Origin of the sequence: uncultured Sphaerochaeta sp., assembly GCF_963676625.2 — a bacterium.
Lineage (GTDB): Bacteria > Spirochaetota > Spirochaetia > Sphaerochaetales > Sphaerochaetaceae > Sphaerochaeta.
Window position 1 is genome coordinate 74,901 of record NZ_CAXXYB010000014.1, and the last position, 14,890, is coordinate 89,790.

Annotated in this window: 11 protein-coding genes and 1 pseudogene; 7 read left to right on the forward strand and 5 right to left on the reverse strand. The window is 44.0% G+C overall.

All coding sequences use genetic code 11. The features are described 5' to 3' along the window. Positions 1-8 precede the first annotated feature (8 nt). The 7 genes and pseudogenes from ACHZBG_RS17870 to ACHZBG_RS17900 all read left to right on the forward strand — a co-directional run bounded on the left by ACHZBG_RS17870 (position 9) and on the right by ACHZBG_RS17900 (position 8,202). Positions 9-230, forward strand: a complete 222-nt coding sequence (locus tag ACHZBG_RS17870) for a zinc ribbon domain-containing protein (protein ID WP_320130822.1) — start codon at positions 9-11, stop codon at positions 228-230. Positions 231-233: 3 nt separating this feature from the next. Further along, on the forward strand, positions 234-1,223 hold the full coding sequence (gene trpS / locus ACHZBG_RS17875; protein WP_320130823.1) for a tryptophan--tRNA ligase: 990 nt from the start codon (positions 234-236) through the stop codon (positions 1,221-1,223). Between the two features lie 217 nt (positions 1,224-1,440). Continuing rightward, the gene (locus ACHZBG_RS17880; protein ID WP_320130824.1) at positions 1,441-2,598 is read left to right on the forward strand and encodes an extracellular solute-binding protein; all 1,158 of its coding nucleotides are present in this window, start codon (positions 1,441-1,443) and stop codon (positions 2,596-2,598) included. A 62-nt stretch (positions 2,599-2,660) separates the two neighbouring features. Continuing rightward, the gene (locus tag ACHZBG_RS17885; RefSeq protein WP_320130825.1) at positions 2,661-4,463 is read left to right on the forward strand and encodes an iron ABC transporter permease; all 1,803 of its coding nucleotides are present in this window, start codon (positions 2,661-2,663) and stop codon (positions 4,461-4,463) included. Between the two features lie 11 nt (positions 4,464-4,474). Next, a pseudogene (locus ACHZBG_RS17890) lies at positions 4,475-5,592 on the forward strand (ABC transporter ATP-binding protein). A gap of 121 nt (positions 5,593-5,713) precedes the next feature. Beyond that, complete coding sequence (locus tag ACHZBG_RS17895) at positions 5,714-7,231, forward strand: hypothetical protein (protein ID WP_320130826.1); 1,518 nt, start codon at positions 5,714-5,716, stop codon at positions 7,229-7,231. A 167-nt stretch (positions 7,232-7,398) separates the two neighbouring features. Then, the gene (locus ACHZBG_RS17900; protein ID WP_320130827.1) at positions 7,399-8,202 is read left to right on the forward strand and encodes an alpha/beta hydrolase; all 804 of its coding nucleotides are present in this window, start codon (positions 7,399-7,401) and stop codon (positions 8,200-8,202) included. Between the two features lie 86 nt (positions 8,203-8,288). Here the strand turns inward: ACHZBG_RS17900 and ACHZBG_RS17905 are convergent, their stop codons facing one another. The 5 genes from ACHZBG_RS17905 to ACHZBG_RS17925 all read right to left on the reverse strand — a co-directional run bounded on the left by ACHZBG_RS17905 (position 8,289) and on the right by ACHZBG_RS17925 (position 14,883). After that, complete coding sequence (locus tag ACHZBG_RS17905; RefSeq protein ID WP_320130828.1) at positions 8,289-9,197, reverse strand: 2-hydroxyglutaryl-CoA dehydratase; 909 nt, start codon at positions 9,195-9,197, stop codon at positions 8,289-8,291. 1 nt (position 9,198) lies between these two features. Then, the gene (locus ACHZBG_RS17910) at positions 9,199-9,540 is read right to left on the reverse strand and encodes a 2-hydroxyacyl-CoA dehydratase (RefSeq protein WP_320130829.1); all 342 of its coding nucleotides are present in this window, start codon (positions 9,538-9,540) and stop codon (positions 9,199-9,201) included. After that, positions 9,540-12,464: an acyl-CoA dehydratase activase-related protein gene (locus ACHZBG_RS17915; protein ID WP_320130830.1), complete on the reverse strand. Its 2,925-nt coding sequence runs from the start codon at positions 12,462-12,464 to the stop codon at positions 9,540-9,542. The genes ACHZBG_RS17910 and ACHZBG_RS17915 overlap by 1 nt, the downstream gene beginning before the upstream one ends. A gap of 86 nt (positions 12,465-12,550) precedes the next feature. Further along, positions 12,551-13,750, reverse strand: coding sequence for a tRNA uracil 4-sulfurtransferase ThiI (gene thiI, locus ACHZBG_RS17920; protein ID WP_320130831.1), 1,200 nt, complete (start codon positions 13,748-13,750; stop codon positions 12,551-12,553). Then, positions 13,747-14,883 (reverse strand): cysteine desulfurase family protein, encoded by a 1,137-nt coding sequence (locus tag ACHZBG_RS17925; protein ID WP_320130832.1) that lies wholly within the window; start codon positions 14,881-14,883, stop codon positions 13,747-13,749. Before ACHZBG_RS17925 ends, thiI begins: the two co-directional genes overlap by 4 nt. Between the last annotated feature and the right edge of the window lie 7 nt (positions 14,884-14,890).

Consider the following 14,890-nt stretch of genomic DNA (forward strand, 5'->3'; position numbering starts at 1 on the left):
AATAAATTATGCCTATATATGAATATGAATGTGAAATGTGCCATGCACATGTAGAATTGCATCAGAGCGTATCGGAGCATACTGCACCCGCTGTATGTCCTTCGTGCAATTGCGAGCATACCATGAAACGAATATTTACCCCTTCTGCCGTTATTTTCAAGGGAAATGGATATTACAGTACCGATAATCCAGTTGCCAAGAATAGCAACAGTGATTCTCATAAGGAGTAGGGAATGGAAGTGAAAAAAAGAATTCTTACCGGGGACAGGACGACAGGGAAGCTGCATCTTGGTCACTTTGTAGGATCTCTGATGAGTCGGGTAGAACTACAGGACACGTATGAAGAATTCATACTGCTTGCCGATGTTCAGGCACTTACCACGCATTTTGCAGAACCTTCCTTGATTAACAGCAGTATCTATGATGTTGCCATGGATAATCTTTCCGTGGGATTGGACCCTGAAAAAGTGACGATCGTACAACAGTCCCAGGTACCTTCCATAGCGGAATTGACAATTTTTTATTCCATGTTGGTGACAGTCAATCAACTAAGGCATAACCCGACTATCAAGACCGAGGCCAAGAATTATGGTTATGAAGATCTAACCTATGGATTCCTGGGGTATCCGGTTAGTCAGACAGCTGACATCACGTTCTGCAATGCAGACCTTGTCCCCGTTGGGGAAGACCAGATCCCGCATATTGAACTATCACGAAAGATTGTCAGAAAATTCAACGATCTCTATGGTACCTCCATAGTGGAACCGCAGGTCAAGCTAAGCAAGATCGGAAGGTTGAGCGGTCTGGATGGTAATGCAAAAATGGGCAAGAGCATGGGTAACGCCATCTACCTTTCCGACACTCCCGAGGCAGTATGGGAGAGGGTACGCAATGCTGTTACCGATCCTGCAAGAATTACCGTAAAGATTCCTGGGCATCCTGAAATTTGCAATGTCTATAAATACCATTGTGTATTCAATCAGGCAGAGGCCCCGAATATCGAACACATGTGCAAAAATGCAGCAATTGGTTGCGTTGCCTGTAAAAAGCTGTTGAACGGTGTCTTGAATGACTTGCTTGATCCTATCCGGGAAAAACGACATTACTATGAAGAACACCGTAGTGAAGTAAGGGATTTGATAATCTCTGGTACCGAGAAAGCAAACAAGATTGGAAACGCCAATCTCACTGATATCAAGGAAAAAATGCACGTTGCCATTTGATTGGCTTGTCGCATATTTGCCCTATAGGACATGCTTTTTGATAAGAAGCATGTTTTTTTATGCAATAATGTGAATCTTTCTTGGACAAAGTAGGGAGAATGTGCAAAAAATGTTGCATTCATGCTCAAATCCATTTGCAATATAAAAAACCAAAACCAAAGATAGGGATGATATACTTTGACCTGGGTGAGAAAAATCATTAAAGAGGAGTATGCGTATGAAAAAATTGCTTGCGTATCTGATGGTTTCCTTATTTGCCATCACAGCTGTTATGGCAACTGGAGCCAAAGAGGTTGCACCGACTGCCGTTGCATCCCCTGTCGTAGAGCCTGAATTGACCCATGAAGAATTGGTGTCCAAGGCTCAGGCAGAAGGAAAAGTTGTTGTCTATGCAACCAGCAGCAGAATAGCCAAGGCAGCCGAGGGGTTTACCAAAAAATATGGTATTGAAGTTGAGAGTTCGAATCTCAAGGACTTTGAGCTGATTGAGAAGGTCTCCAAGGAAGCAGAGGCCAAGGTAAGCGGTGCTGACTTTGTTCTGGCACAGGATGCCGGAAGGTTGGTCGGTGAACTGCTGGGACCAGGGTATCTCTATAACTATGTTCCCCCGACCCTCAAGGATGTAATTCCTGTTTCCATGCAAAATCCCTTGCAAGCTTTTGCAATTAATAAAGTTTTTATTTATAACGATGAAGGTCTTTCTTCTGTTCCTTATTCCAATATCTGGCAGTTTGCAGATCCTGCTTTCAAAAGTACCCTTAACTTCAAGAATCCGTTCCAGGAAGGGGTCAATGCAAATTTCCTTACCATGTGTACCTCTGATGAATGGGCTGCAAAGATTGCCAAGGCCTACAAATCGTATTATGGAAAGGATATTGTCCTGACTACCCCCAATGCAGGATATGAATGGATAAAGGCAATTTTTGAAAACGATCTGATAGTCGGTACCAGTGATACCACCATTGCAGAGAACGTAGGTATCAAGGGCCAGAATGCAAAGAAGATCAATCCACCTGTCGGACTCTTCGTGTATTCCAAGGCTCGCTATGCTACCAGCAAGAACCTTGCCTTGAAAGCAAGTATGACCATGGAGCCGTTCAGTGGTTTCTATTATAGCCTGTACACCCTGGTGTGTGCCTCCGCTGAACACCCGAACGCAGCCAAACTATTTATCGAGTACTTGTTTTCCGCTGAAGGTTTTGCACCTTGGGGAGCCGACTGCGGTACCTATAGCGCAAATCCGAACAATCCGATTCAAGAGGATATTGATTATCCGTTCGAGACTTGGAAACCTTTGCTTGTCGGTGAAGATGGATCTTATTGCTTTGAACACCGTGCAGAGGTCGAGGAATTCCTCAACCAGTATCTTTACTAATTTTAACCAATTGAATATTGCCTGCAGGAATCCCCTGCAGGTTTTTGCCAAGGAAATACCCCATGAGTACCAAAAGCAGGTTGAACAACCTTAAATCCTATTTAAAAAAACCACACAATATCATTCTGTTGGTATTGTTGATTGTTTTGGGTTACCTCACGCTTGTCCCTCTGATTACCATCGTGACGGATACGTTAACCGTACATTCCTCGGAAGCCCGCATTATAAAGCAAGCTTCAGGTACGTTTACCCTTTTCCACTGGAAAAAGATGTTTGCCAGTGGAATTACCAGCCAGAAAATTTTTTATGAACCGTTTCTCAATACAATGGTTGTTGCCTCCCTATCTTGTTTGATGGCCATTTTAGTCGGTGGCTTTTTTGCCTGGGCAGTGACAAGGACCAATCTTCGTTGCAAGGCATTCATTTCAACGGTTTTTGTATTCCCCTATATCATGCCGGCCTGGACTCTTGCCATGGCTTGGTTGAACTTCTTCCGAAATTCCAGGGTAGGGGGTGTCCCTGGTCTATTTACCGTCCTTACAGGCATTGAAACTGCAAACTGGTTTGCCTATGGGCTATTTCCTATTGTAATTGTCCAAGGTATCCACTATGCCCCCTTTGCCTACATTCTCATCGGTGGTATTTTGCGAAATATGGATGCCAATCTAGAGGAAGCAGCAATGTTGCTTCATGCCAACCGGTGGCAAATAACACGGAAAATAACTATTCCCATAGTTAAACCGGCATTGCTCTCCACCATTCTTTTGGTTTTTTCAAGCACGATGAGCGCTTTTGCCGTTCCTGCCTTTCTGGGAAGTCCTGTCAGATATCAGGTTCTGACAACCCAGATGTACCGGACTCTCAACGGTATAAACCCAGGCTATGGGTATATCATGGCCCTGGTCATGATCGTAATTGGTGTTGGAATTCTCATGCTGAACCAATGGATTACCGGAAAACGGAAGGCTTATACGACTATCACTGGAAAGAGTTCCAATATTTCCCTGTTCAATCTGCGGAAAGCCAGGACACCTCTTACCATCGTACTGGTCATAATCCTGCTTATGGTTGCGATTCTTCCCCTTGTATCCTTTGCCATTGAATCGTTCATCATGGCACCCGGAAATTATTCTTTCTCGAACTTTACCACTGAATTCTGGATAGGTCCCGGTAGGGCGGACATTGCAAACAGTGAACCAGGTATCCTTCGCAATCCCTCGATCTGGCTTGGGCTGACCAATAGTCTCAAACTGTCGGTAATTGTCTCCTTGATTGCAGGAACCGTGGGGATGCTCGCCGGCTATTCCATTGCAAAGAGGAGAGGATCACTATTGGCAACTTGGGTGAACAACCTTACCTTTTTCCCTTATCTCATGCCTTCCATGGCATTTGGAGCCATATATCTTTCCATGTTCGCCGTGAGAAGAGGTTTCATCCCTGCCATGTATGGATCCTTCGGGCTTCTGGTCATAGTAGGTTCAATAAAATATCTTCCCTTTGCTTCTCGCAGTGGTATCAACGCGATGCTTCAGCTTTCTGGGGAGATAGAAGAGGCGGGAACCATTATTGGCATCGGTTGGTTCAAACGAATGACAAAAATAATATTCCCGATCCAGAAAACCACTTTTATAAGCGGATATCTCTTGCCCTTTATTTCTTGTATGAGAGAATTGTCCTTGTTTATACTCTTGGTTTCTCCTTCAACGAGAATTCTTACGACCTTGTTGTTCCAGTACAACGAAAAGGGGTGGAATCAGTATGCCAATGCCATCAATCTCATGATCGTGGTCATTGTCGTAGGTTTCAATCTCATGGTCAATAAACTGACAGGGGCTTCCATCGATAAGGGAATTGGAAGCAATTAAAGGAGTCTTTCATGCCAAGGATTGAATTGAAACACGTTACCAAACGTTTTGGAAAATTTGTTGCCGTAGATGATTTGAACCTCATTATTGAGGATCGTTCCTTCGTAACTCTTCTGGGTCCCTCGGGTTGTGGTAAAACAACTACACTGAGGATGATTGCAGGTCTCGAGACACCGACTGAAGGGGTGATTACGATCAATGAACAGGTCGTGTTCTCCTCCGAAGACGGAATTGATATTTCGCCGGATAAACGTGATGTGGGTTTTCTTTTCCAGAACTATGCGCTCTGGCCCCATATGAGCGTATACAAAAATATTGCCTTTGGACTTGAGAATTTGAAATGGCCCAAGGATAAAGTGCAAGAAAAGGTAAACGAACTCTTGGATATGCTCAAGATAGGTGAGTTCAAGGATCGATATCCCTCTGAAATTATCAGGAGGCCAGCAACAGCGTGTTGCGATTGCCCGCACCTTGGCCACCGGGCCTAAAGCCCTGTTTATGGATGAACCTTTATCCAACCTTGATGCCAAACTCAGGATGGAGATGCGCACGGAACTCAAGCGCTTGCATCGGGAAACTGATTCCACGTTCGTCTATGTTACCCATGACCAGCTTGAAGCAATGACCTTGTCAAACAAGGTCTGTCTCATGAAAAATGGCTACATGCAACAATATGCACCTCCTCTTTGAGGTCTATCGCCGTCCTGCCAATACTTTTACCGCAGATTTCGTAGGTTCTCCCCCAATCAATCTTATTGGAGGAACAGTAGCAAGCATCAATCCTGTGATCCTGCTATTACCAGGTGATGTCAAGCTTGCCTTCATTCCTTACGATGCGGTACAATTGGAAAAAGGACAGGAAATAGTGTTGGGCATCCGACCAGAACATGTGGAAATTGCCGATTCCGATGCAATGGCAGAAGGCGTAATCCTGTCTTCTCTTCCTTCTGGAATGGAAACCATTGTCCAGCTAGGTTTTGGAGAGAGTTTCCTGAATTCCGTTATCTTTGGAGATTTGGATTTTGATGTAGAGAAAAAAGTAGGAATTTCATTTTCCAAAGGAAAGTTCAATCTTTTTGACAAAAAAACCACATTGAACCTTTGCCAAGGAAAATTGGCTAAAGCATAAGATAACAAGACAATATGGAGATAGAAAAGAAGGGGATGGGTTTGCTCCGCTTTGGGGGACTTGTCCTTTTTCTATGAATTTGAGATTCACTGCAGTGCGGAATACCACACAAAGGAAAGAAATGAAAAAGAACCTGTTCAAGGCCTATGATATCAGAAGTAAACGTGATAATTTCGACGATGAAACAACTAGTGCTCTCTGTCATGCCATTGCATATTACATGATTCATGATGTAAAGACTTATTCGATAGTTGTCTGTCGGGATACGAGAGTGGGTACCGAAGCTATCATGCAGAAGGCACTTGAAGTTTTCCAAGCTTCTGGGATGACTGTATATGTACAGTTGAATGCAATAGGAAGCTGCCAATTTTATTATAACTGTATGCAAAGATCAAAAAGTGGCGGGCTAATGATAACTGCCAGCCATAATCCAGGATCGTATCTTGGAATGAAGTTGGTTGCGCCACAGGTCCAGAGCATTGCCAGAAATTGTGGCCCCAAGGGTGGTTTGCAGACCGTACAGAAATACTATGATGAAGAATTGTTGTGCAATACGCGTCTTGGTGGAAAAATAGTACCAATCAACACCCTCGACTCTTTTATCGATTACTCAATGAGACTGGCTCAGGTTACTACAAAAAGCCTGAAAGGGTTGCCAGTAGTCTGTGACTTCCTCCATGGGAGCAATGGTGAGGCTATAAGCAGGGGTTTGAACCAATGTGGTGTAGACGGAACGTATCTGCATCTTGTCCCCAACGGGGCGTTTCCTTGTGGCGATCCGAACCCTGGCAGTGAAGGTAGTACTTCCGAGGTCAGGCAATATCTGCAAGAGCATCCTGTTGATATGTGCTTTGTCTACGATGGCGATGGAGACCGCATGGATCTTCTGTATCGTGGGAGTCAGCTATCCCCTTGCTTTGTCATGGGATTGGTCTTGGATGAATTGACAGAGATGTTTCACGATTACTTCGAAAAACCCGAAGAAGCTTTTGATCCGATGTTCCTCTTTGATATAAAAGCTTCTCCTGCCTTGTTACTGAACCAGATTCACCAAGGGAAAAAAGTTTCCCTGGTCCAAAATGGCCATTCCTATATCAAGGATACTTTGCTGAATAATCGAGATAAACATTTTCTTGCAGCCGTTGAAGAGTCTGCCCATTATTATCTTCAATTTCCCCTGACAGTAGGAGATTGGATGAGTCCTTTGTTTGCCAGTGAAAATACCTTGTTCTTCACATTGCTAGTCCTCAAGGCCTATGCAAAAGATCCCCGTCGGTTTGATGAGGCAAAAATACTTCAGGACAGTACTTGGAGACAACGGGAATGGTCAGTCATGATCAAGGAAGAAGGAAAGAGAACTACGCTCCAGAAGGCCGTTGAGGATCGTATTTTGTCCATGGGAGCCATTAAGGTTACGACCAACCAGCTTGGGGAAGATCTCAATGCTACGCTTCTTCGCTACAATTTGCCAAAGTCCTATGACAAGGAGGCAACCTTACGTTCTCCCTGGTTCCAAGTGTTCCAGCGTGTGAGTCAGAGTGAAGATGCCTTGGTGCGTTGGGAAGTAGTGGCAAGTGACGAAAAAACAGGACAACAAGTCCTTGAACAAATGGCAATTGCAATGAGGGCAATCGAATAAAGTTTATTAAAGAATCAATGAATTGCATTTGATGAAGATGCAAGGATAAAAAAAGGTTTGTTTATAGGGATATCCTATTGGCAAACCCTTTTTTTGGGATGCATATCTTGCAATAAAAACTTGACAACGGACTGCACCCATTCCAGTATGAAAAACGGAGGCAGAAAATGGAAGTTATGATATCTTCATTCGATAATACAAAGTTGTTTCTCAATAAAGAGACCAGCAAGAATGACAAGGCAGTCTGTGTAATCGTGCATGGTTTGTGCGAACATCAAGGACGATACGATTATCTTTGCAAGACTTTTCATGAAGCAGGTATCGGAACGTACCGTTTTGATCATAGAGGTCATGGTCGAAGTGAAGGGGAACGTACATATTATGCAAATTTCAACGAAATGCTTGATGATGTACATGTTTTTGTTGAGATGGCAATCAAGGAAAACCCTGATATCCCTGTATTTTTATTGGGGCATAGCATGGGCGGTTTTGCAGTTGCTCTCTATGGAGCCAAATATCCAGGAGAAAGACTGGCCGGGATCATAACCAGTGGTGCCTTGACCGTAGACAATAATCATCTTATTACGTCAGTGGAACGAGGAATGGATCCTCATTTCAAACTTCCCAACCAACTTGGAGCGGGTGTTTGTTCTGTCAAGGAAGTGGTGGACTGGTATGGCAAGGATCCTGATAATACAATGACTTTTACCGTTGGTCTTTGCTATGCCATCCAGGATGGCATCGTATGGTTCAAGACAGCAAGAACTACTTTTACCTATCCTGTCTTGATGCTCCACGGGGAGAAAGATGGGCTGGTCGATCCAAAAGATACCTATCAATTCTTCGAACAGGCAGCGTCAAAGGATAAACAAATGAAAATTTATGGTAATTTGTTCCATGAAATATTCAACGAATATTGTCATGATGAAACCATCGGCGATGTCGTTTCGTGGATAACCAACCGTATATAAGAACAGGTAATGCCTGTGTCTTGAATAATGGACCTAGTTTTTGAAAGGAACCACCAAGATATATTGTCTTGGTGGTTCTCTCTCAATTATTCCGTTTCTTTGGCCAGCCTTTCCTTGGCTATGGAAAGCATCAATTTGATCCGGTTCTCTTGATTGACATGAGTAGCCGAAGGGTCATAATCGATAGGTACGATATTGGCATCGGGAGCTCTTTCCGTTACGGCGCGAATCATTCCCTTGGCAGAAATATGGTTTGGTAAGCAACCAAAAGGCTGGGTGCAGACAATGTTCTTGTATCCACTTTCGGCAAGTTCCAGCATTTCTGCAGTCAATAGCCAGCCTTCTCCCATCTTCACCCCGTAATCCAGGACTCCTTCATTCAATTTCTTGGTCTTGCGGTAGGTAGAAGGGACTGTAAAGCATTTTTGCTTTCTGATAGCCTCGTTGGACATATCCTCAACCTTGTAGAATTGTCTGAGGGCAAATTGGGTGAATGTAGAGGAAAAGAAGCGTCCCCCATAGTATTTCCGGTCTGTAACGGCGTTATCTGCACCATAATACAAGAAACCCATCATGGAAGGAATCATTACCTCACATCCCTGATCTTCAAGGAATTGCTGGAGATTGTTATTTCCCAAAGGAGAATATTTCATATAAATTTCTCCGACGATACCTACTTTGATCTTTGGTGTCTTGTTGACTTCTATCTGGGCAAATTCCGAGGCAATCTTGTTGAGGTTCCTTTTCATCGCCCATCCGATATATCCACTATTGTGAGCAAATTTTTCGCTCAGGAATACATTCCATTTCTTTACCAAGGCATCGGCTTCGCCTTTATGCACTTCATAGGGACGAACTTGGTTTGAAAGAGCCATCAAGATATCGCCATAGATGAAACCGCTATAGGCTTGCAACAACATGGAAAAGGTAAGTTTGAATCCCGGATTTTTCTCCATACCCTTGAGATTCAGGCTGATGACGGGAATTTGTTCCATATCACATTTTGCCAAGGCCTTGCGAAGCAAAAAAAGATAATTGCTGGCCCTGCAACCCCCCCCCCGTCTGGGAAATGACCAAGGCTGTCTTATCCAGATCATACGTACCATTCTTCAAGGCATCGATCATCTGCCCGATTACGAGCTGGGCAGGATAACAGATATCATTATGTACATATCGTAAACCTTCACGGATTACATTCGGACCTTGATTTTCCAGCAATACTACCTTGTATCCGTGGTTTACGAATACTTCCTTGACCAGTTCGAAATGGACAGGGGACATATTGGGGATGAGGATTGTATAATCCTTTTTCATTTCTTTTGTAAATGGAATTGCCATTATTTACTTGTCGCCTCCAACGCTGCCAGAAGACTCCTGATCCTGATTTTCACAGCACCCAGGTTGGTTATTTCATCTATCTTTATTTGAGTATAGATCTTGTTTCCTTGTCTCATGATATCTCTCATTTCATCAGTCGTAACCGCATCTAGCCCACATCCAAAGGAAACCAGCTGGATGACATGCATATCCTTTTGGGTCAATACATAACGAGCGGCGTCATACATCCGGGCATGATACGTCCATTGATTCAAGACATTGCGACCTTCTTTTTTCATTCTATTGGAGATGCTGTCCTCGCTGATAACGGCGCAACCACATTGCAGGAGCAATTGATCGATGCCATGGTTTACCTCTGCATCGACATGATAGGGGCGTCCTGCCAGTACCATGATCGGCATATTTCTTTCACGGGCATTTTGAATGATTATTTCACCTTGCGTCCGTATAGCCTGAATATAGGTGTCATAAGCCTTGTACGCCTTTTCACAAGCAATTCGGATTTCACGTTTGGGAATATCGTAGTGTGGTTTCAATATCTCATAAAGTCTCTTGGGGAGAAAATGACTGTCTTCAAGAGATAGATAATCAGAAATGAAAGTAATGTCTCCGCTGGCGAGATCAGGGATATTATGTTTCAGTACCTCTGGGTAATAAGCGACAACTGGACAATTGAAATGGTTGTCTCCCTTCTCCTCATTGATATTGTAACTGCTACAGGGGTAAAAGATAGTTTTCACATCATGGTCAATTAAATATTGAATATGACCATGCATGAGTTTTGCAGGATAACAAATCGTGTCACTTGAAATGGTTGCCTGGCCATCAAGATACGTAGATCTGGTAGAGAAGGGGGAAACAATGACTTCAAAACCGAGATATGAGAAAAAAGTATGCCAAAAGGGCAACAGCTCAAGAAAATTCAATTGAAGAGGCAATCCAATCTGTCCTCGACGATTTTTCTGGGGCTTGAAATTTGAAAGATATCGTTGCTTGAAATCATAAATGTTATATTGACTTGGATCACTGAAGAAAGCCTCGGGTTTCACGATCCTGTCACATTTATTTCCGCTTACCAGTTTTCTGTCATTGTCAAACGTATTGATGGTCAACTGGCAATGATTCGTACACCCTTTGCAATACATGGTTTTGGTAGAATGTGTAAAATCCTTCAATTCCTCAAGGTCGAGCATTGAAGTTGCCAGCGGAGTGGTCCTGTGCATTTTTTTTGCATAGAGGGCACATCCATAGGCGCCCATCAATCCTGCTTCATTGGGTCTGACGACCTCAATGCCCAGTTCCATCTCGAAGGCTCGGAGCACAGCATCATTAAGAAAGGTACCTCCCTGGACGACGATATGCTTTCCCAGCATGGTAGGATCTGTAGACCTGATTACTTTATAGAGGGCATTCTTGACTACACTAATGGCAAGTCCCGCAAAAATGTCAGCAACCGAAGCGCCATCCTTTTGGGCTTGTTTTACTGAGCTGTTCATGAATACCGTACAACGACTGCCTAGATCGACTGGGCGCTTTGCCGAGACAGCAAGACTTGCGGCCTGTTCAGGGGTATAGCCAAGGGCATTGGAAAAGGTCTGGAGAAATGATCCGCAACCTGAGGAACACGCTTCGTTGAGGAAAATATCATCAATGACGCCCTCTTCAATTTTGAAACACTTGATATCCTGTCCACCGATATCAATGATAAAATCGACGGTAGGATAGAAAGAACGCGCACTGATAAAATGGGCCATGGTCTCTACGATGGAATATTCCAGATTGAAGGCGTTACTGATCAGATGTTCCCCATATCCAGTGGAACAGCCCTTGACCAGTTTGATATTTGGATAACTGGACAGAAAAGTAGTCAGGAATTCCTTTACTGCCTGAACCGGATTTCCATTGTTGCTTTGGTAACGACTATAGAGTAATTCCCCGTTTTCACTGATTACACAAGCCTTGACCGTTGTTGATCCCGCATCGATACCTATAAAAGCTTCCCCCGTATAGGATTCAGGATCCAGGGTAGGCAAGGTGGCCTTTGCATGGCGTTCCTTGAATGCCTCATAGTGTTGGGTGTCCTTGAAAAGGGCAGGTATACTTGTATAGGAACCCTGATTGTCATATTGCTTGAGCTTTTCGATTAAATCCTTTATGTCAAAGAATATATCGTTGGTGACAAGTGCTGTTCCGATGGCGACATAGAAAAGGGAATTCTCAGGAAGGGTTCCCTCGAGTCGCAGAGTTTCGTCAAAACAAGTCCGCAATTGGGACAGGAAAGTCAGGGGACCTCCGAGATATACTACATTTCCTTTTATTGGACGTCCCTGGGCAAGCCCTGCAATAGTTTGATTAACAACTGATTGCAAAATGGAAAGTGCAACATCTGATTTCTCGGCACCTTGGTTAAGCAAAGGTTGGATATCACTTTTTGCAAATACGCCGCAACGAGAGGCGATAGTATAGCTTTGTTTTGCCTGCTTTGCCAAAATATCGATATCATCCTGGGAAACATTGAGCAAAGTAGCCATTTGATCGATAAAGGAACCAGTACCTCCGGCACAAGTCCCGTTCATCCTGACTTCCATGTTCGTCCCTAAAAACAGGATTTTTGCGTCTTCACCACCAAGCTCAATGACTACATCACTATGGGGAAGATACTGCAATACTGCAATTCGTGTAGCATAGACTTCCTGGACGAAAGGAAGTTCCAGATTTTGGGCAAGTCCCATTCCCGCGGAACCAGAAATACTGATGGTAGTCTTTTCCCCTTTCAAAAAAGGAGAGGCTTGCTGCAATAACTTGATTCCCGTTTCAGGGATTTGTGAAAAATGACGTTGATATTTTTTAAAAAGGATCGCACCTGAATCATCGAGAACGACGCATTTCATGGTTGTGGAGCCTACATCTAATCCGATTCTCACCGAAAAGCCTCCGATATATAAACAGTGATGATACGCTACCGCTTTTTACACAGTAGTAACAAAAAATACAAATACCAGAAAATTAATTAAAGCGACAGCAGGGGGGTCCCATGGGGGCCAAAATCAAAGGTTTCGGTATTCTTGATGGCATCTTGCAATAAATCCTCAATATGCATATCCAAAAAATGTTCTGTAACGGCTTGTTTGTCAGGACGTACCGAGGGATGCTTTGGACTGAATATAACACAACAATCCTCATACGGCAGGATCGAGGTTTCATATGTTTCAATTTTTTTTGCCAAATCCATGATCTCTTGCTTGTCCATACCGATCAAGGGCCTGAGGACCAACTGATCGCTCATGCTATCGGTAAAAACCAAACTATCGAGAGTCTGGCTTGCAACTTGACTGAGTGCCTCTCCTGTGACGATACAGTTTCCTTCCTGAGCCAGGGAAATCCTGTTGGCAACTTTCATCATGCAAGCTCTGAACATGAGGGTGTGTTCATCCTCAGGGCTATGATCCCTTATCCACAGTTGAGGGTCGGTAAAGGGGACGACATGCAACCGAGTTCCCTGAAGATATGGAGCAACCAAGGATGCCAGCTTTTTGACTTTTTCCAAGGCAAGTTCACTGGTATACGGATAGGCATGGAAATAAATGCATTCCAATTTCAAACCGCGTTGAGCCATCCTGTAGGCTGCCACCGGGCTATCTATGCCCCCGCTGAGCAAAAGCATCCCTTTTCCAGCCGTAGTAACAGGAAGACCTCCGGGGCCGGCTTCGGGAGAAGTGTAAAGATATGCCTTGTCCCTTATTTCGCAATGAATTATTTTATCGGGATTCTTGACCTGTACCTTCATGTCAGGGTAGGTGTCAAGGACGACTCCGCCCAATTCACAATCAATCTGATAACTGGTAAGAGGGAAATTCTTGTCTGCACGTGTAGAAATCGATTTGAATGTACCCGTACCAGAGGCAAATGGTTCTGCCTTTATCAATTCTGCGGCAACAGCCTTGATGGTTTCCATATCCTTTTCACAACGTACGCATTTGGAGAAACCAACTACGCCGAAAGTTGTCTTGAAAGCCTGTCTGGTGACAGCTTCAGGACAATCATTATGAATTTCGAAATAGATGCGCCCTTTTTGCTTGGAAACTTGTGTTCGGTAAGGTTTGAGTTTGTTTTTTATATTCTGCTTCAAGCGTTTTTCGAAATAGTCACGGTTAAGGCCTTTTAAAGAAATTTCACCTAGTCTTACCAGGTAGAGTGTAGAGTCTTTCATGAATGCTCCCTATATAATGTTCTGATGGTCTCTGCAAGGGTTTTGGCATCTTCAAGCGTGGTGTCATACCCAAAGGAAAGGCGAATGCTACTTCTGGAGTCAGCAGGTTTGACAAGCATGGCCGATAAGACTGTCTCTCCCTTTTTCTTTACATTGTTGGAACAGGCCGAACCTGAGGAAACACAGAATCCTTGATCAAAGAGCATTCTGGTAAATACTTCGCTGGGAATTGGCTTGACTGAAAGGGCAAGAATATAGGGACTGCAATTACTTCTGGGAGACAACTGGGTAAATTCCCTGAGTTCTTCCTGAAGCATATCCTGTATTGCAGTAGCTTTCTTGAAATGTTCTTCCCGAAAGGCAAAGGCCTGCTCCAAGGCTACGGTCATGGCCTTGATGGAAGCCAGATTCTCTGTCCCAGGTCTCAACCCATCCTCCTGGTCCCCGCCCCGGCAAAGAGCTTGTAACCCAGAATCGGTATTGTACAATATTCCTATACCTCTGGGGCCATTGAATTTATGTGCACTGAACGATGCGCTGTCTACGCCAAGATCTGAGAGAGAGAAGGGTATCTTGCCCAAGGCCTGCACGGCATCGGTATGGAAATGAATTTTTCTTCCGTTTTGTTTTTGGAATTCTCGTACGGTCTCGACAAGGCCTGCAATATTCTGGATGGAGCCTACGACATTATTTACCAACATACAGCATACCAACCGGGTCTCTTTGGTAAGGGCCTTTTTTAGGTCCTCCGGTTGTATGAACCCCTGGGGAGCATTGATGGTAATGACGTTCCATCCTACTTGTTTTAGCAGTCGTGCATATTCACTGATGGAAGGATGTTCAATATTGGACAGGATCACCTCGCCTGGTTTTTGGGTCCAGAGCAGGTTGTTCATTACAATGGAGTTCGATTCAGTGGCACCACTGGTAAAGGTAAGGTTAAGGGGCGAAACTTTGAGAAGACGTGCAATATTTTCCCTGCAATCCTGTAATTCTTGTTTTGCCTTTCTTCCTTCAAGGTGAAGGGCAGATGGGTTTCCGATGTAGTCAAGTGCCGTAGCTTCATATGCTTCCAATGCTTCCTTGCCCATGGGGGTCGTGGCAGCATTATCAAAATACCTTAATTGAGTCATGTTCTGT